This window comes from Desulfolutivibrio sulfodismutans DSM 3696 (assembly GCF_013376455.1).
Lineage (GTDB): Bacteria > Desulfobacterota > Desulfovibrionia > Desulfovibrionales > Desulfovibrionaceae > Desulfolutivibrio > Desulfolutivibrio sulfodismutans.
In genome coordinates, this window is record NZ_CP045504.1 from 4,249,231 (window position 1) to 4,266,290 (window position 17,060).

Annotated in this window: 17 protein-coding genes; 10 read left to right on the top strand and 7 right to left on the bottom strand. The window is 51.8% G+C overall.

The features are described from left to right. Positions 1-9 precede the first annotated feature (9 nt). Genes GD606_RS19395 through GD606_RS19410 form a run of 4 tightly spaced genes read left to right on the top strand, consistent with a single transcriptional unit; the run spans position 10 to position 6,517 of the window. A complete protein-coding gene (locus GD606_RS19395; RefSeq protein ID WP_163300884.1) occupies positions 10-1,239 on the top strand; it encodes a DUF6361 family protein in 1,230 nt (409 codons plus the stop codon). Beyond that, complete coding sequence (locus GD606_RS19400; protein ID WP_163300885.1) at positions 1,233-3,047, top strand: phospholipase D family protein; 1,815 nt, start codon at positions 1,233-1,235, stop codon at positions 3,045-3,047. Before GD606_RS19395 ends, GD606_RS19400 begins: the two co-directional genes overlap by 7 nt. Beyond that, positions 2,974-6,270, top strand: coding sequence for a DEAD/DEAH box helicase (locus tag GD606_RS19405; RefSeq protein WP_246298904.1), 3,297 nt, complete (start codon positions 2,974-2,976; stop codon positions 6,268-6,270). Before GD606_RS19400 ends, GD606_RS19405 begins: the two co-directional genes overlap by 74 nt. 13 nt (positions 6,271-6,283) lie before the next feature. Then, on the top strand, positions 6,284-6,517 hold the full coding sequence (locus GD606_RS19410; RefSeq protein ID WP_163300886.1) for a DUF2188 domain-containing protein: 234 nt from the start codon (positions 6,284-6,286) through the stop codon (positions 6,515-6,517). Positions 6,518-6,724: 207 nt separating this feature from the next. Here the strand turns inward: GD606_RS19410 and GD606_RS19415 are convergent, their stop codons facing one another. After that, the gene (locus GD606_RS19415) at positions 6,725-7,933 is read right to left on the bottom strand and encodes an IS256 family transposase (RefSeq protein ID WP_163300887.1); all 1,209 of its coding nucleotides are present in this window, start codon (positions 7,931-7,933) and stop codon (positions 6,725-6,727) included. 135 nt (positions 7,934-8,068) lie between these two features. Between GD606_RS19415 and GD606_RS20980 the strand changes: the two genes are divergently transcribed. The 3 genes from GD606_RS20980 to GD606_RS19425 all read left to right on the top strand — a co-directional run bounded on the left by GD606_RS20980 (position 8,069) and on the right by GD606_RS19425 (position 9,788). Further along, the gene (locus GD606_RS20980) at positions 8,069-8,311 is read left to right on the top strand and encodes a DUF6538 domain-containing protein (protein ID WP_368356355.1); all 243 of its coding nucleotides are present in this window, start codon (positions 8,069-8,071) and stop codon (positions 8,309-8,311) included. Between the two features lie 185 nt (positions 8,312-8,496). Beyond that, complete coding sequence (locus GD606_RS19420) at positions 8,497-9,099, top strand: hypothetical protein (protein WP_163300888.1); 603 nt, start codon at positions 8,497-8,499, stop codon at positions 9,097-9,099. Between the two features lie 149 nt (positions 9,100-9,248). Next, positions 9,249-9,788, top strand: a complete 540-nt coding sequence (locus GD606_RS19425) for a 3'-5' exonuclease (protein WP_163300889.1) — start codon at positions 9,249-9,251, stop codon at positions 9,786-9,788. A gap of 29 nt (positions 9,789-9,817) precedes the next feature. Here GD606_RS19425 and GD606_RS19430 read toward each other — a convergent pair whose 3' ends face one another. The 4 genes from GD606_RS19430 to GD606_RS19445 form a co-directional block, all read right to left on the bottom strand. Further along, entirely contained in the window at positions 9,818-11,005 is a 1,188-nt protein-coding gene (locus GD606_RS19430) for a PcfJ domain-containing protein (protein WP_163300890.1), read from the bottom strand. Between the two features lie 121 nt (positions 11,006-11,126). Continuing rightward, a complete protein-coding gene (locus GD606_RS19435) occupies positions 11,127-11,759 on the bottom strand; it encodes a hypothetical protein (protein WP_163300891.1) in 633 nt (210 codons plus the stop codon). Between the two features lie 63 nt (positions 11,760-11,822). After that, positions 11,823-12,113, bottom strand: coding sequence for a DUF6915 family protein (locus GD606_RS19440; RefSeq protein ID WP_163300892.1), 291 nt, complete (start codon positions 12,111-12,113; stop codon positions 11,823-11,825). A 39-nt stretch (positions 12,114-12,152) separates the two neighbouring features. Further along, on the bottom strand, positions 12,153-12,425 hold the full coding sequence (locus GD606_RS19445) for a hypothetical protein (RefSeq protein ID WP_163300893.1): 273 nt from the start codon (positions 12,423-12,425) through the stop codon (positions 12,153-12,155). Between the two features lie 195 nt (positions 12,426-12,620). On the opposite strand from GD606_RS19445, the gene GD606_RS19450 reads away from it, so the two are divergent. Then, positions 12,621-12,836, top strand: a complete 216-nt coding sequence (locus GD606_RS19450) for a hypothetical protein (RefSeq protein ID WP_163300894.1) — start codon at positions 12,621-12,623, stop codon at positions 12,834-12,836. A 17-nt stretch (positions 12,837-12,853) separates the two neighbouring features. Here GD606_RS19450 and GD606_RS19455 read toward each other — a convergent pair whose 3' ends face one another. Then, positions 12,854-13,855 carry a helix-turn-helix transcriptional regulator gene (locus tag GD606_RS19455; RefSeq protein WP_163300895.1) on the bottom strand — a complete coding sequence of 334 codons (1,002 nt, stop codon included), beginning with the start codon at positions 13,853-13,855 and terminating at the stop codon, positions 12,854-12,856. Between the two features lie 162 nt (positions 13,856-14,017). Between GD606_RS19455 and GD606_RS19460 the strand changes: the two genes are divergently transcribed. Together GD606_RS19460 and GD606_RS19465 are read left to right on the top strand one after the other, a co-directional pair. Then, the gene (locus GD606_RS19460; RefSeq protein ID WP_163300896.1) at positions 14,018-15,253 is read left to right on the top strand and encodes a PcfJ domain-containing protein; all 1,236 of its coding nucleotides are present in this window, start codon (positions 14,018-14,020) and stop codon (positions 15,251-15,253) included. Between the two features lie 150 nt (positions 15,254-15,403). Continuing rightward, on the top strand, positions 15,404-16,021 hold the full coding sequence (locus GD606_RS19465) for a hypothetical protein (protein ID WP_163300897.1): 618 nt from the start codon (positions 15,404-15,406) through the stop codon (positions 16,019-16,021). Between the two features lie 343 nt (positions 16,022-16,364). On the opposite strand, the gene GD606_RS19470 is transcribed toward GD606_RS19465, so the two are convergent. Next, entirely contained in the window at positions 16,365-16,691 is a 327-nt protein-coding gene (locus tag GD606_RS19470) for a hypothetical protein (RefSeq protein ID WP_163300898.1), read from the bottom strand. Between the last annotated feature and the right edge of the window lie 369 nt (positions 16,692-17,060).

Below are 17,060 nucleotides of genomic sequence, written 5' to 3' on the forward strand. Positions count from 1 at the left end.
GTATCTGGTATGCCTTCCGTCCTTGCATGGATTGATCATGACTCGAAAGCGAGGGAACGCACGCTTCGCATCCTTTCCCTTTTCCAAGAAAAGGAAAGTCGTGACGAGCTTGGGCTCGGCTCCGTTCGGGACAGCTTTGCCGATCAGTTATTCCCAGGAACAAGCACGATCCAGACGCGCCTCCGCTACATGCTTTTTGTGCCATGGATTTACCATTCCCTGGAAGAGAAGCGACTACCTGCGGAGAGTTTTGCGATCCAGGCCGACAAGCTGGAAAGGGACCTGGTTCAGCCATTGATGGACTCCGATGATCAGGCTGGCGTATTTGGCAAAACCGCAGGAAAGAGGCTCAAACGGTTGCCCAGCTCTGTCTACTGGGCCGGTCTCGGTGCCTGGGGAATACGCATTACGCCATTCTCGCAGGACGAATATCACAGGCGCATCGACGAAGCTTACCGTCGTCGGAATGCCCTGAAGGCTCTTGAGAAAGACGCAAAGGTACGAGGAGACGACATCGACGTTGAGCAGCGAGTGGCCTCTCTCAGTTGGCATCCGCGATTGCCCGCGTCTCCGGAAGATTTTCCTTCCATGGTAAACTTCGCTTTATCCCGGGAAGAAGCTGAGTTTATTCGGGATCGAATCCAGGTCGCTTGCCGGGGCAGCCTCCTCTCTTTCTTGGCGCTGCACTGCGATCCCGTTGACACCCAAGCCCCATGGGAACATCCGGATTACGGCCGCTTTTCCGAGCAGCATAAAGAACTCCTGACCCATGCACGGCTGTTCTCGGAGGTGATGCATGGAGCGGCGCTCTCGTATAACGTTCAACTCGCCAGGCTTCGAAACCATGAAGACCTTGTCGCCGAGCATCAGGCAAGTTTCGACGAATGGACCGCAAATCTTCCCCTGGAGGAGATTCGCTCCTGGTCGGTGAGCCGCCTCTGGGAGTTGACCATAGACCATGGTCACACCATCACCCCTCAAACGAGATCCTTTGTTCAGCAGTGGATCGACCATACCCGGCAGTCCCCCAGCGGCCTCCTTTCTAACGCCGATGCGCTCACCCTAATCAAAAGAAGGGAAATGAAACTCAAGGGCACGCGTTCCCGATTCAGGAACCAGAGGGCGCTCGAGCAGTGGGGCGGGTACTCCGGCGTCGGAAGACTTGTCTATCGTTGGCCGAATGTGAAGGTGCTTTTGGACGACCTGTACCAGGGGATGAAACGGGAGGAGAAATGCTGAACCCAAACTCCCGGAGTCTTTATACCTCTGCATTAACCCCTCCGCCGGGGATGATTTTCGACGAGGCCGTTGCGACCACCTTTTCTATGGACCCAGCCTTACTACTCGAAACCCCTGTCTATCTGGCGCTAATGGCTGCGGATGGTCAGACAGAACCTGACCCGTTGTCTGTGCTTGAAGCCATCCGCAGGTACTCGAAACGCATCACCGTCTATGTGCAACGAGGACGGATTCAAGTGCCCCAGATTGCCAAGCCCAACCCATTGTTTGGGTTTCTGGAGGAAATGGTTGTCGAGGTAACGGCCCCTGGTGGAGGTGTTTTTCATCCAAAAGTCTGGGCAATTCGCTTTATCAGCCCTGACAAAAGCAACGCGATGTATCGTTTGGTGGTCCTGACGAGGAATATGACCACCGATCAATCCTGGGATCTGTCACTTCAGCTCGAAGGCACGATTGCAGGTAGAAAGTTCAAATCAAATAAACCGCTGGCACATTTCTTCAAGACGCTTCCTGATCTGGCCATCGGACCAACAGAATCGGGAAGGAACGAACAAGCGCTCAGATTTGCGGACGAGCTACATCGAGTCCAGTGGGAGCTTCCCGACGGCTTTGACGAGCTGACTTTCTATCTTCCAGGAACGAAAGGGTTTGACTGGAAGCCTCCCACAGCGAATCGGATGGTCGTCATTTCGCCGTTCTGTTCCGACAAAGCCCTGGAGGAATTGACGAAATATACCAAGGCCGCTGATGCTCTCATCTCGCGCCCGGAGTCATTGTCAGCCCTGAAGAAAGAGACTCTCGAGCTCTTCACGCAATGTCTTCATTTGGACGACGCGGCAGAAACCGAGGATGGCGAGGAAGAAGAAGCCACCGAGCAGCCGCTTGCGACCGGCCTTCATGCAAAGGTTTATCTGTTTGAGACCAGATACTATTCAGATTACACCCATCTAGTTATGGGGTCCGCAAATGCGACCAACCCGGCACTGAAAGCTTCGAAGAATATCGAGATCCTGGTCGGTCTGGTTGGCCGGAAGAGCAAAGTTGGCGGCATTGACGAGCTTCTTGGTGCTGACGGATTAGGAGAATATCTTATCAATTTCGACATGGCAAAGGCTATAGAGATTGATGCTGTTCGGCTGGAGGCTGAGAAAATCCTTGAGATGGCTCGCTCCTGCATATCTGAAGTAGCTTTGTCCATCGAGTGTAGCCCCGGATCGAAGGACGGTCTGTGGGCATTGGTGCTAGCCGGAGAGATCCCACGTCTTGAAGGGATTGTCGCAGCTTCGGCATGGCCGATAACCGTCACTACCGCTTTTGCGGTGGACATACTGGAGGGCGGTATTCATGGCTTGGTTAGGCTTGGTGAGTTATCCGCCTCTTCTGTTACAGGCCTTATAGCGTTTGAGCTTAAGACCAACCATCCGGATGTTACGGCTAGATTCGTGCTCAACCTTCCCCTCAAAGGCATTCCCGAGGAACGCAACTCCGCTATTCTGCAAACCGTTATCCACAATCAAGAGGGATTCCTTCGGTATCTCCTGCTCTTGCTGGGTGATGGTGGGGTGCCTGAGCCTGGTCCGGGCAGTTGTTCCGGGTTTGCCAAATGGTTGGCCCGGTTGGCCGACGGTGAGGATATCCCGTTATTAGAAGAGCTGACCCGCACGTACAGCCGACACCCGGAGAGACTGGTGGAAATTTCGAGGCTGGTTCGTGATCTGTCCCAAGGAAGTCAGAATGCGATTATCCCCAAGGATTTTTTTAACCTCTGGACAGTCTTTGAATCTGCTATCGGGGGGCGTGATGCATAGAAGCCGCTTTTTTTCAGAGCCCGCTTTGGCCGGACTGAAAGATTTTCAGAGGAAGACCGTAGAATACGTCTTCAAGCGGCTCTATGGCAATGGCTCGACTTCCCGTTTTCTGGTTGCAGATGAAGTTGGGCTCGGGAAAACGCTTGTCGCCCGGGGAATTATTGCCAGGGCCTTAGAGCACCTCCAGGACGAGGTGGATCGGGTCGATGTGATCTACATCTGCTCCAATGCCGCCATCGCGACCCAGAATGTCAACAGGCTCAATGTCAGCGACACGGATGGTTTTTCAATCTCTACGCGACTCACTTACCTACCCAGACAAGTACGCTCGCTGCGAAAGAACAAGGTAAATTTCATCAGCCTGACGCCCGGCACCGCCTTCGACCATGCTCGCAGTCGAGGGGGGCACGCCGACGAACGGGCTATCCTCTATCGAATGCTGTACGACTTGCCTCTGGCGCAAAATGAACAGCGCAGAAGGCTGCGCGTAGGCCTCCTCAACATCCTTCAGGCGACAGCAGGAAAGGATAGCTGGCGAGCCAAAGCCAAAAATCTCCCAGCGGACGAGCTGGATGCAGACCTTTCCAAGGCCTTCCGACGGGCAGTTCTCGAGGATGCCGAATTGTATGCGGCCTTGAAGGAGGGCTGTGAACGCTTTGATCGTTACCGGGACTACAGCAGAATCCCCGGGGAGGACTCTGAGCTTCGCTACGACCTGATCGGAAAACTCAGAAGCAAGCTGGCTTCAGTGTGCCTTTCCGCGCTTGAGCCCGATCTGGTCATCCTTGATGAGTTCCAACGATTTAAGCACCTGCTGGATGGCGATGACGAAGCCTCCATGCTGGCGACCGCGCTCTTTGAACATCCCAACGTTCGCGTTCTGCTGCTTTCCGCAACACCTTACAAGATGTTCACTCTCGACCAGGAGAATGACGAGGACGATCACTATCCAGATTTCATCAGGACACTGAACTTCCTCTTCAATGATTCCGGTAGGCTTGATGAAGTCAAAAGTCTTTTGTCAGAGCATCGAACGACGCTCCACGCCTGCGTGAAGGGCTCGGTATGTCATCCGGGGAAAAAGGCCGAACTTGAAAGCGCTCTCCTGAAGGTCATGTGCCGGACGGAACGGGTCGCGACGACTCGTGATCACAACTCGATGCTGACTGAAATTGAACGGACGGCTCCCCTTACGCCAGCGGACCTTCAGCACGCCGCGACGGTTGACGCGGTGGCAATCTGCGTTAAGGCCGAGGAACCAATCGAATACTGGAAGTCTGCGCCTTACCTGATCAACTTCCTGAAACATTATGAACTGAGGCATAAGCTGGATGCCCAGTTGAATGCTCCTTCAGATGCTCTTCGCAAAACTCTTTCATCGGCAAATGGGCAGTTGCTGACGAAGGACAAACTGGAAGGCTATCAGGCTCTCGATCCTGCCAATCCGAGGATGCGCGTACTTTTCGAGGACACAATTGATAAGGGCATGTGGCAGCTTTTATGGATGCCGCCATCCATGCCGTATATCGAGCCTGGTGGCGCATACCGGGACAAGGATGGCATCACTAAGGCCCTTGTGTTTTCCTCTTGGAGTGCTGTTCCGGACGCGGTTGCGTCAATCTGCTCCTACGAAGCCGAACGGAAGATGATCGCCGGAACCTCGGTTTCCCACAGCGAACTCTATGATAAGATTAAGCCATTGCTGCGATTTGCTGTGGCCTCAAACGATAATCGTATGACTGGCATGCCGGTCATTACCTGGTTGCTGCCGTCCCCAACCCTTGCCTCCAAGATTGATCCGCTCGAGATTGCACTGCGCCGTGGAAGCGGACCAGTGGAAGCCCAGGAACTGAGGAACGAGGTCAAGGCTATTTGCCGCAGTTTGGTCGAGACCCTGCCTGATGCCGGGGAAGGGACGCGAGCTGATGAGCGATGGTATTGGGCGGCACCCATTCTTCTCGATTCTCATAACGGGTTGCTGGACTGGTGTAAGAGCCATTCGGGGTGGAGATCCGCTACGCCGGACCATGAATCTGGCACCCGCTTCAAAGATCACATCGACCTGCTGGTCAGCATGGCGGAGGGCAAAATTCCTCTCGGCCCTCAGCCGGATGATCTGGTCGATGTGCTTTGCGATCTCGCTCTTGCCGGTCCTGGCGTGTGCGCTTTACGAGCACTTCGCCGTATCGCTTCCGGGCTCGACGCATCCGATCCAAACCTGCTGTCAGCCGCAGCCAAAATCGCATCCGGCTTCCGATCTCTCTTCAACATGCCGGAAACGATTGCCATGCTGCGGGGCTCCGGCGAGGATACCTATTGGCGGTTGACGCTTCTGTACGGTATCGACGGAAATCTCCAATCAGTCCTCGACGAATATGTGCATGTCCTTCGAGAGTCTTTGGGTCTCCAAGAGCACTCACCAGAAAAACAGGTGGCTGGCATAGCCGAGTGCATCCAATCGGTGTTGTCACTGCGGACCGCTCAAATTCGAATCGACGAAATAAAGATGTCGGGCGACGGCTTTGCTCTTGATGATTTCAACACCCGCTGTCGTTTCTCGCTCCGGTTCGGGGATATTCGAGACGACAATAACCAGGCTCTCGTTCGCGCCGATTCGGTGCGAGATGCCTTCAACTCTCCGTTTCGTCCCTTCGTTCTGGCATCGACCTCAATTGGTCAGGAAGGGTTGGACTTCCACACTTGGTGCCATGCGGTGGTCCATTGGAATCTGCCCTCTAATCCCGTTGATCTTGAACAACGCGAAGGCCGGGTTCATCGCTATAAAGGCCATGCGGTCAGAAAGAATGTTGCGGAACGGTATGGTCTGACTGCTCTCTCTGGGGCTCATGAGGGTGGGGACCCGTGGCAGACTCTTTTCCAAGTCGCGGTCCGAGGCAAATCCAATGGGCATTCCGATCTCATCCCGTATTGGATCTTCGAGGATGGCTCTGCCCGTGTGGAGCGCCGTATTCCAATGCTTCCGTACAGTAAGGAGGTCGGGAAGCTCAAACGACTAAAGCAAGGTTTAGCTCTTTATCGGATGGTTTTCGGTCAACCCCGCCAGGAAGACCTACTGTTCAGCCTCAGCCAGAACGGCAACCATGAGTCAGCGGATTTGGCTGAGTGGCTGATTTCGTTGGAACCACCGGAAATAGGTCCGCTATCGGAACTGGAAGATCCGTTGAAGTTGGCCACGCAACTTATTTCAGCAGAAACCAAGTAAACAGGGGGCAACCATGCCAAAGAAACCCGGATCACATCACGTAGTCCCCAACAGCGACGGCGGGTGGGACGTCAAAAAGGACGGCGCGACTCGTAGCAGCGGCCACTTCGACAAGAAGCAGGATGCTGTCGATGCCGGGCGCAAGATCAGCAAGAACCAAGATACCGAGTTTTACATTCACGGCAAAGACGGGAAGATCCAGAACAAGGACAGCCATGGGAACGACCCGTATCCGCCGAAGGGGTGAGGCCATGTCAATTCGATTCCCGTTTTGGGAACCGAACCGGAGTCCGAAAACCGGATTCGAAGTTGTTGCGGCTCGACGCCAGGTACCTGGTTTTACAGCAAACCCGTCACCCTCGTCCTGTGCCGGGAAATCAGGAGGAAAAATCGTTTCTCTGGGTCACGTCCGTCAACGTGGTGTAAATTCTGTTGGGTTTGAGGTGGCAATCGGTCAGGCTGCCCTGGGTGGAATTTGGGCTGGCTGCGCCTCGTTGAGTTGGGGATTGAGTTCGGCCATGGCCTCGACCTGCATGTAGCGGCTTTGCAGCTGCCACTCGTCGTTTTGCTCGAGCAAGATGGCCCCGATGAGCCGGATGATGGACTGTTCGTTGGGGAAGATACCGACCACGTCCGCCCGCCTTTTCACCTCTTTATTCAACCTTTCTAGGGGATTGGTGCTGTGCAGTTTCACCCGGTGCTGTGTCGGGAAGCTCATGTAGGCCAACACGTCGTGCTCGGTTTCGTCCATGAAGCTGGCAAGGCGTGGCCATTTTCCACGAAGCTGATCGGCGACATGCCGCCAAGTCTGGCTGGCACTAGCCGCGTCCGGCTGCAGAAAGGCCTGGCGCAGGGCGGCTGAAACCATGGCGTGCTGGGACTTGGGAACCCGAGCCAAGGCGTTTCGCATCCAGTGGACTCGGCAACGCTGCCACGTGGCCCCGAACGTCTTGGCTATCGCGGCCTTGAGACCCTCATGGGCATCGGAGATGACCAGTTTCACTCCGCTTAAGCCACGGCGAAGAAGGCCTTTAAGGAAAAAAGACCAGAATGGCTCGGCTTCGCTGGGACCGATGTGCAGACCCACGATTTCTCGGCGGCCTTCCGTGTTAGCTGCCACGGCGATTATGGCGGCGACGCTGACCACCCGACCGCCTTCGCGCTGCTTGAGGTAGGTCGCGTCCAGCCACAAATAGGGCCATTCTCCCGTTAGTGGCCTGGAAAGAAAGGCATGGACCCGTTCATCGATGTCCTTGCACAGCTTGGACACTTGTGATTTCGAGATGCCGGAAAGACCCATGGCCTGGACGAGATCGTCCACGCGCCGCGTCGATATGCCGCCGATCCAGGCCTCCTGGATGACGGCCACCAAGGCGCGCTCACTGGTCTTACGCGGCTCCAGGAAGGGCGGAAAATAGCTGCCCTGACGCAGTTTGGGGACGCGCAGTTGCAGGGAGCCGACGCGTGTATCAAGGCTGCGGTCCCGGTAGCCGTTGCGGTAGCTCACTCGCTCAGGGCCTCGTTCGTGGCGGCTGGCCCCGATCAAGCCGTCCACATCGGCTTCCATGAGAAGCTGCAAAACAGCTTCCGCCAGGGAACGAAGAAAATCGCCGCCGTCAGCCTTTTGCATCAGCTCGATTAATGCCATGCTGTCCTCGGCCATCGTGGTCTCCTTTGGTTGCAGGTGCGGCTTCGCAACTTCACCTTACAGCCATTTGATCCGATGGCCACCTCGCCCATCCCGTCCAGGCTGGAGGCACCCCCCAGCCTGGACGACTACTGAATTTACACCACCTCCGTGGACTCTACCGCAGTCCTCCGGCGTTCATCGCCGACCTATCTTTACCTCAAAGGCAATCTCTATTATTTTCGATATGCTTTCCCAAAGGCACTTCGGGATCTATTGGGTCACACTGAAATTCGCATCAGTTTGAAGACTGGATATGTTCGGGAGGCTCGACATAGTGACCTTCGCCCGCATGCGAAGTACTTCCGCTTCCCCCATCTTCCTGCGGATGTATCTCGAGTTATATTTTCTTGAAAAGACTTGTAAATTTATTGAGATATTTATAGTTTGACCTCAAACAGACTTTGTTAATGTTTGTTATAAAACAAAACTTCTCAACGCTCTTGGGGAATTTATGCCAACTATTACCCTGAATTGGAAGGTAGTCGAAAAAGCGGAAGATTTTGATACGAAAAATGTCTCTAGCTATTTAACTTCACATGGATGCATATATATGGATTATAAATTCCAAACATGTTTGTTATGTAGGGCAAACAAAAAAATTCTGGAACAGGTTTGTTACGCATTTTTCAAATACTATATCAGGTCTTTACACATGTTATTACCCAGAAAAAGGATCTAATTTTATTGATTTTTTGCATCAAAATTACGCAGGCAAAGATTATTTCGATCTTGCAACAAATAATGTCAATATATATCTTCCTACAGCCAACTATCCAGCTATATTTCCTTCAGCTATTAAAAATACATTCTTTGACTTTTCAAGCATTGAAAGAAGAGTAAATTTTTTAAAAAGTTTGCAATTTGCTTTTGCATCGATAACTAATGGAGATACAATTGAAAAGATTCATTATAAAGAGGTTGAATCTGCAATAATATGTGGGCTAAAAGAGCAATACGACCCAACAAACAAACTACGCCTAAGCAAAGGCTTGGCCTCTTCTGGACTTGATAGAGGAGGCTATATCGGAAGGATTAGTAAGTATCCAGCAAGCAGTTTTGACATTATTCACATCAACGATCCTGCAAACCCAAGCATCATCCCCCCTGAGGTTTTTAAAATTGTTCGCTATGTTCTATAAATGTACGGTGAGTATTCACCTGGCACCGTCGTTCCCGGCGAGGTAGTGGTTTGAGTTTGACTTCTGATTTATAATTAATTTCTTTTGATCAATCCGCAGCGCAGAAAACTGTCAATCGGCAGCTTAAAAATATTTTTTTGGAGCCTATCATGATTGGTGTAGTTATCGATTTTGAAACCAATGGATTTTATGGCGCATCAGTTCTTTCTGCTGCCGGAATCTTGATTTCTGTCGACTGGGAAAGAAAAAAAACAACAAGACTAGATACATTTCTCCGGCATTATTATCCTGTTGAAAAATGGAACCCATATGCACAGGAAGTAAATGGACTATCCGCAGCTCAAATACAAATCCTTAGAGAAGACGGCGAATACCCGTTATATTTTCGAGAAGATCAAAGTTTTTTTGAATTTTGTAGCAATGCCAATTTTGCGGTTGCCCACAATGCCAAATTTGATAGGAGTTTTTTATCTCTATCTATTCCATGGTTATGTACTATGGAAATCTGTGGAGGGAAGTTGGTGGATGCAGTGAAACGTAGGGGTATTAAGGTAAAGGAGTCCGAGCTACATCAAGCACTATATGACGCAAAAATGTGTCTTAAATTATTTGAATATGTTTTTGAACACCAACATAAATATTTAAAAAGTGCTATTATTAACAAATTGCCTGAAAGTTCAATAGTGTAAATCTTTTTTGAAAAATACATCACTCTACTTCATTTTTTACTGATCGACGAAATCCAATCGTGAACGGCGGCCATGGTTTCCTGTGACGGCTGGCGATTATGCGATAGCTTGCACTGTCCGAGCCGGACTTTGCCATCCGCAAGTCGATGAATTTCAACCGTCGCCCTCTCTGGTTTTCTCATCGTGTAAATATATGTTCTCGATTCGCGAAGTGTTTCGATATAGCTTCCCACGCAGTGCTGCATCGTACGGCCTTCCTCGAGAAGCTCCGTGACGGTCGTGATGGGGAAGATCGAATCCGTTCCCGGAAACGGAGGCTTGGGAAGATCGTCGCCATATCTCTCAATCATGCGCTGCGTGTGGGTCGCGTTGAGTTCCACGGACCACCTTTCATGAACCTGAGCCACTTCATCAATGGTCGGCAGCGTCTCGACATACTCCAGCGCATGCCCCCGTCTCAGGATTTCCCCCAGGCGCAGCACGTCACGCAAAAGACGCTCCACGTTCATAATGAGCCGATGCGGCGAATTCTCCGGCAGATTCCGCAGCAACTCCCGCACGGCCCGGAACCGGAAAAGCTCCGGTCTGCCCAGCAGAAACCGCAGGAGCGCCCAATCCACCGCAGGGAGATGTCTGAGATTCCAGGCCACCTCAGGTGCGGCTTTCAGCTTTTTGAGGGCGGTGAAGTCTCGCGGCTCGAAGGTTGGGTTACGTAGTTTGCCAAAGAACCGAACAAGGGACCGGCTCCCATGCCCGAAAAAGCGTTCCAGGATGCTGGCCCGGCGCTGGGAAAAGAGAGTGACGACATCCTTGCCGCCTGGCGCGCCCGGCAAAAGCGATGCCGCGATCCAGAAGATCAGGGGAGATTGGAGCGCCAAATCCGATGCTTGAGGATATGCGGCCAGGGCCTGCAAGACCCGAAGCTGGTGTTGCCGGAACGGCTTGGCCAGATCGGCCACGTTTTCAGGGATCGTGTCGTGGTATGCCCGCAGGGGATGATCCGTCGGGAGGGCCGATATCTCTTCGGAAACAAGCACATAGTCGAAGGCTGCCTCGTCACGTCGCCAACACACGGCCGCCCGCTTTTCGACCCAAAGCCCTTCCTCCCAGGACCGCAGCCTGAAGACGGCCCACGGTGCGCCGTACACGCGGCGCAGATCGAAGCACAGACGTCGTGAATCCCGGAAATAGCGGCAATACGGCGGGTCTACAATCATATCGTTTCTTCTAGTTCAGCGTTGTATCGTATTGCTCGGGATTATCGATCTCTATAGCTCATTTCGCCTACTGCGTTTGGTTTTGAATCCACTTGAAATTTTATATCACTATAACAATAATTTAATAACTGATTTCAAACTTACATTGTTTCCATGTATGGATTTCAGCCCAAATTGTTTTGATTCTAAGCATGTTTTTCCACGACAATCTTGGTGAACTATGATCGTATAGTGCGTGAAAAATACAAGAATGTGGTTTTGCAATAGGAACTGTAATGTCTGAAAAATCAACATTTTTAAGCAAGTCATCAATCATTATTGTGTCTTCAAAAGAAACCAGAATGTTATCCGCGTCATCGGTCCACTCTGGGTCACCCTCCCCAATATAACCTGTAATAAGTACCGGCAATTCGTAATCTCGAAAAGATGCCTTTGAAGGCTTTTCTAACCATGACATAACCTCCACGGAAGAGGCTTTATACATATCTAACAGTTCAGACTGAATTTTATGGCAAATTTTATTCAGAATATTCAGTTTTTTAACATCATCATCACTCATGTCAGCCCATGATAAAAAATCAGAATTGCAACATTTTCTTGTGCTTATCACTGTTTTAAGATACAAAATTTGATTTTCAAGGTGATAAAATTGATTTTGCATGGCAACAATATCCGTATCATTTGTCATCACTTTAATGACATCGAGCATGGTGGATATTTGCGTGATAATTTCATTAACCTTGGAGTCTTTCATATTCAAACATCTCCATGATAGCGAGAAACGGCCAGTCTGACGGCAACATTATCCTGCGCAAGGTCAGAAAAGCCCCATTGCCACATACTGCTCGCTGTCTCGCGGGAAGGGATCGTTACTGGTCCATCCCTCTTGCCTGAGGTCCGACTCAATGTGCTGTCGGGCTGCTCGTGCGGCCTCCGGGCCGAAAAGGGCCTCCACCTGCCGCACCCCGGCCGCATGATGCCGGAATCTGCGGTGTCGCATGCCGTGGGGAGGCTTCCCGGCAAGCTCATCCAGCCACAGATGCACCTCGCGAAACGGCCTACCGAACAGTCGTACCGACTCCTGGCAATGCTCCTCAAAGCTGGACATGGCGGGCCTCCTGACGGGAACGGGCAAGGTCTTCGTGCGTTATGACCGCATGCGGCACCATGCGCCAGTCATGTTCCAGAATCCGGAATCAATCCGGGCCACGGCCAGCTTCAGCTCAAGACTGAAGCCCAGCGGCCCATCCCTCAAAGGTTCAATGCTTTTTCTTTGCACGATTCCTTTTTTTGGAACGTCTTGGTTCCATCCTGCCCGCACATGACCAAGGCGAGCAGTCCGCAGGCCGTCCGCCATGGAAATCGCATGGAGTCGGCGGGCCGAGGTCAGGGAAGGCTTGTGCGAGCCAGTGATGCGCACGGAGATGGCCTGGAATCGGTTCAAGCAATGGAAGCGCTCTGTCGCCTCGCCCCTTCTGATTGTCCCGGGAGTTGTCCGGGACGGCGGCGTTGCATGTCAGGAGATAGCGATCAGATTTCTTTGATAGTTCGGATACGTAAAGCCTGAGCATGCCGCAGACAGGACATGCCGCAAACGGCGAGAGGAGTGCCGAGGATGACTCACCTACGATGTGCGGATTGCCAGTACGCCGACTTGTGCGGCGGGTGCGACTATTATCGTTACCAGTCGCGGGTTCCGGACGCCCCGCACGCCGATCTTGTGGCGAAATACTGCCACGGTGACCATGCCAAGTGCCTGCGGCGGCTGGTGATGAAGTACTACTTTGTCCGGCCGAACCTCCTCATCCCGCCGGAGCGGGATTCGTCATGAAGCAGGCGGCGGGAGGTTTATCCTTTCTCCGGGGCGTAGCGCTCGGCCATGTGCGCCAGTTCGTCCCGCACGGCGTCGCGAAACGCGTCCGGGGCCTCCACCACGGCCCGCTCGCCGAAGCTCAACACCCACGAAAGGGCCTCGGTCTCGTTGGCGGCGGTGAACCGCAACCGGACGCCGCCGTCTTCGAGGCCTTCGACCTCCTGGTCCTCGCTCCAGATGCGTTCCCGGACATATGTCGCGGCGAAGCTGTCGAACCTGATCGTAAGGCGCACGGGACTCCGGTGCATGATCCCAAAGCCTGAACGATCCGGATCGGGGTCTTCGTGTTTGTGGTGCTCACCGGTCGGCTCCAGGCTTGAAATGCGGTGCAGGGCCAGCATCATGGGGCCGACGGGGGCGGCGATGTCGTCGTCCTTGACCTTCACACCGTAGATGTACAGCGCCTCCCGGTAGGACACGCATTCCAGCGGCGCGAAGAGATGCTCCCTGGGCTGCGTCTTGCCCACCCCGGTGTAACGCACCCGGCAGATGCCGTGCCCCTCGATGGCCTGGCGCGCCGCCGCGAGCATCTCCACATGCCCTGAATAGTCGATGCGGCCCTTGCATTCCGTGCGCCAGTGGCTTTCGAACGCCTGGGCGCGGGTGTCGAAGTCGGGCAAAAGCGTGGTCGTGGCGGCCAGGGCATGATCAATCGTATCCCGGATGGCCTTGGGCACAAGGTGGCTCACCATGTCCCGGCACATGACCAGGTTTTGCAACTCCTGCGTGGAGATGGCGAGGTGCGGCTTGTGTGCGGGGGTCTTGATCTTGTACCAGCGCTCCCTTCCCTCAAGGCCCATTTCCAGGCTGTCGCCTCGAAGTTCCATGTCGCGGATCAATCGCAGGATCGTCTGCTTCGAGCAGGCCATCTTCTCCGCCAGCGCCGTCAGCGTGTAGCGCCTGCCCGTGAAGAGCAAAAGGGAATACAGGGCCAGGGCCTTCTGGCCCGGGGTGGCGTCGTCGTGTTTGGGCGGCATGGCGGGAACCTCCTGGGTTGGCATGTACGTCATATGCTGCCTCATCGTTCCGAGATGTGGAATCAATGTCAAGTAGTGAAGGCAGGGCCTGAGACGGCACGATATCCTGTCAGGCGGATACGCCTGGATGACCGCCCGGGCAGCGCCTCCGCAGGTCGAAATATGACGCAACGCACCAGACCGGCCTTCGCCATCATCGCCAGCGACCGCCACCCGCTGACCGGCACGCTGTCGCTTAAGCTCTACGACTATGCGGAGCACAGCACCCGGGCCTATCTCCTCGCCGCTCCAGAGCAGGGCATGAGGGTCACGGAGTCGCAGCCGGGCCAGGCCCATGCCCCGGGATACCATCTTCCCTATGCGCTCATCGACGCCCCGGCGCGGACTGCCGCCGCTGCGCACGGGTTACGCGATTATCTGGCCAGACTTTCGCCGGAGGCCGTCCAGGCGGCCCGGGGTGTCGGCCATGCGCAGTATCCCTGCCTGGTCCTCATGAGCCGCTTCGAGGAGGCTAGGCAGTTGTGGCGAACCTGTTCGCCGCTTCTGTGGTTCCTGGGAGAACGCCTGGGGTCGGCTCAAGTGTGCGATCAGGAGATCATCCGGCTGCTGCGGCTGCCGCTCAAGGGGCTTTTCCGAGAGCTGTTTCCCGGAGTCGAGACGCGGGGCCTGACGATCCTGCGCCGGATCAAGGGAATGCGCTACACCCTGGAGGACGCCCGGATCGTGCGGCAGCTTCTGCGAAGCCAGGATTTTTTGGAACGCGGGGGGCATGTGCCGGTGTTCGCCTGGTCCAGACTTCGGGAAGTTGGGGCGGCCATTTGCAGCGACAGGGTTCTCATGGAATCTGTGGTGTTCCGGAGATCGCTGGAGAATGAATTGGAACCGCAGACTTCAGACCCTTTCCACCGCCTTGTGGAATATCTCAAGGACTGTGTCCGGCTGGGTAGGCAACTGGATATTCGGCATCCCGTCCGCGCCGTTTGCGCCTGCGCAACCATGGAGCAGGCAGGGCGCCTCCACGACAGGTGGAGCCGCCGGTTGAACGAACGCGCGGCGTTGGCCACGCTTGGCGGGAAAAACGAGGACTTTCCGCCGCCGCCCATTCCGGGGACAAACGCCATCATCCCCATCCGCACCGCCATGGAGCTGCTTCTGGAGGGCAGGGAGATGCGTCATTGCGTGTTTTGTCATCTTCCGGAGGTTCAGGCCGGTGAGGCGTATGTCTACAAGGTGCTTTCGCCGGAGCGCGCGACCTTGATGATCGCGCGCTCACGGTATGGCGGCTACCGGATTGAAGATATCAGGCTGGCCTGTAATGCGGAGCCTTTGCAGGGGACGGCGGTGTCAGGTGAATACTATCACTGTACAAATACACGTACGCAATGCTGTCATTTTTGATGACGAACAGTTTGCAGGGGCTATTCTTATAAATTCTAAAAATTTTCTTTCACTATGTATTGCAAATTTTGGGAAAAATTTTTATTATATACCAAGATATTATACTGCATAATAAATGATTCTATACGCCCTAACACGTTGAGGACTCCCATGAATCGCGACCTTGCATGTAAAATTTTTGAAAAATCTTTTTTATTTTGCCGAGAACGTTACCCTGAAGAGATAGACTGGGCAAAAAATACCAATGCAAAAATTTTCAGAAACATGAAATCTAAACAGTTTTTATCAGAATATTGTTGGGTCGTCTACGCAAGCGGTTTCAAAGAATCCATACTAAGCAAATACTTCCCGTCAATTAAACTAGCATTTAAAAATTTCGACCTTGAATCTTTGTCTCGAATGAGAGGAATTTCCCGAGTTCTAAATGTTTTTAATAATGAAAAAAAAGCATCATGGTTTTTGAGCGGATCGAAGCTAATAGCAAATGAGGGATTTACGAGCTTCAAAAAAAGGTTAAAAAAAAACGGAATAGATGTATTGAAAGAGCTAGATGGAATTAGTGATGTAACAAAATTCCATTTAGCAAAAAATATTGGCCTAGTCGACACAGAAAAGCCAGACAGATGGATTGTTCGTATTTCTGAAATGTGCAACTCCACAACGGAAGAGCTATTTGAAATGTTATGCAAATCTTATAATCTTTCTCGCCATGTCGTTGACGTTGTGCTCTGGAGATATGCTTCCCAAAACAGTATTGAACACTTTTGAATCAATTAGCAATGGTGTAGATTCATACATCCTCTATGATAATGTTTGGCCTGCGATAATACTTAGAAAAAAAACAATACAATCTAAACAATCTAATATGCTTAAAAAAGCAATAGCCTTTCAGGCGTCAACAGAGGTGGTTATCTTGGAAAGACTAGCAAGTATCCGGCTAATAATTTAAAATTATTCACATCGATGATTGCAAAAACTCAAAAAAATTCCTTCTAAAGTTTTTAATATTGTTAGCTATAACACATCTACAGTCACTATTTAGTCCCTCTAAAAAAATCCTGGGTTTCATCACACAAAAAGATGCATTACTTCTAAATATTGATTGTGAAAATTAGATGTCATATGAAATGTGAAAATATATTTGCTCTTCTTGGTCTGAGTAAACAAGGATCAATTCTTTCTCCCCTTGAAAAAAATATAGCTTGAATTCTTCTTCTGGGTCATCATGTGCATCACTCTTGAATATAAAACTATTTCCAATCTGCTTTATGACGACTTCAAATGTTTCGTCAGCATTTTTAAGCGAAAAGCGCAAAGATTTATGCCTAGCGTTTTTGTTTGTCGAGCCATCTACAATAGTGTATTTATATAGCTCGTTGTCTTCGATGTTTCCCCAAAAGCAAACTATATCTTCTACGTCTATTTCTGAAATATTCATATACGTATTCTCATCGTAATATCCAATACGCCAGGGCGATTATAATAATTCAAACGCGCACAAGTACAAATTATACAAATTCACATTTTAATTTTCGTCCTAACTGTCTCCGTTTAACATGATCATAAACGAAAGACACCCTGTCAAAGTTGACAATTTGCATTTTTGACAACTTTATTGTGACAAAATTATCGTTAGAGAAATACGATAATAAATCTCTTGTAGTGCCAAGGCATTTTTTCGCATGAGAAACGCTGCAACTTGGAACAACAAGGAATGCCTTTATTGTTATACCATTATTTGAATTCTCTCTTATAAATTTCATCAAGCTTGATATAGACTTAAATATTGTATTATTGTTCACTGTTG

Excerpts from the sequence above, each read along its gene's own strand:
- GD606_RS19395 (WP_163300884.1), top strand. The coding sequence starts at position 10 with ATGCCTTCCGTCCTTGCATGGATTGATCATGACTCGAAAGCGAGGGAA.
- GD606_RS19400 (WP_163300885.1), top strand. The coding sequence starts at position 1,233 with ATGCTGAACCCAAACTCCCGGAGTCTTTATACCTCTGCATTAACCCCT.
- GD606_RS19405 (WP_246298904.1), top strand. The coding sequence starts at position 2,974 with ATGCGATTATCCCCAAGGATTTTTTTAACCTCTGGACAGTCTTTGAAT.
- GD606_RS19410 (WP_163300886.1), top strand. The coding sequence starts at position 6,284 with ATGCCAAAGAAACCCGGATCACATCACGTAGTCCCCAACAGCGACGGC.
- GD606_RS19415 (WP_163300887.1), bottom strand. The coding sequence starts at position 7,933 with ATGGCCGAGGACAGCATGGCATTAATCGAGCTGATGCAAAAGGCTGAC.
- GD606_RS19420 (WP_163300888.1), top strand. The coding sequence starts at position 8,497 with ATGGATGCATATATATGGATTATAAATTCCAAACATGTTTGTTATGTA.
- GD606_RS19425 (WP_163300889.1), top strand. The coding sequence starts at position 9,249 with ATGATTGGTGTAGTTATCGATTTTGAAACCAATGGATTTTATGGCGCA.
- GD606_RS19430 (WP_163300890.1), bottom strand. The coding sequence starts at position 11,005 with ATGATTGTAGACCCGCCGTATTGCCGCTATTTCCGGGATTCACGACGT.
- GD606_RS19435 (WP_163300891.1), bottom strand. The coding sequence starts at position 11,759 with ATGAAAGACTCCAAGGTTAATGAAATTATCACGCAAATATCCACCATG.
- GD606_RS19440 (WP_163300892.1), bottom strand. The coding sequence starts at position 12,113 with ATGTCCAGCTTTGAGGAGCATTGCCAGGAGTCGGTACGACTGTTCGGT.
- GD606_RS19450 (WP_163300894.1), top strand. The coding sequence starts at position 12,621 with ATGACTCACCTACGATGTGCGGATTGCCAGTACGCCGACTTGTGCGGC.
- GD606_RS19455 (WP_163300895.1), bottom strand. The coding sequence starts at position 13,855 with ATGCCGCCCAAACACGACGACGCCACCCCGGGCCAGAAGGCCCTGGCC.
- GD606_RS19460 (WP_163300896.1), top strand. The coding sequence starts at position 14,018 with ATGACGCAACGCACCAGACCGGCCTTCGCCATCATCGCCAGCGACCGC.
- GD606_RS19465 (WP_163300897.1), top strand. The coding sequence starts at position 15,404 with ATGAATCGCGACCTTGCATGTAAAATTTTTGAAAAATCTTTTTTATTT.
- GD606_RS19470 (WP_163300898.1), bottom strand. The coding sequence starts at position 16,691 with ATGAATATTTCAGAAATAGACGTAGAAGATATAGTTTGCTTTTGGGGA.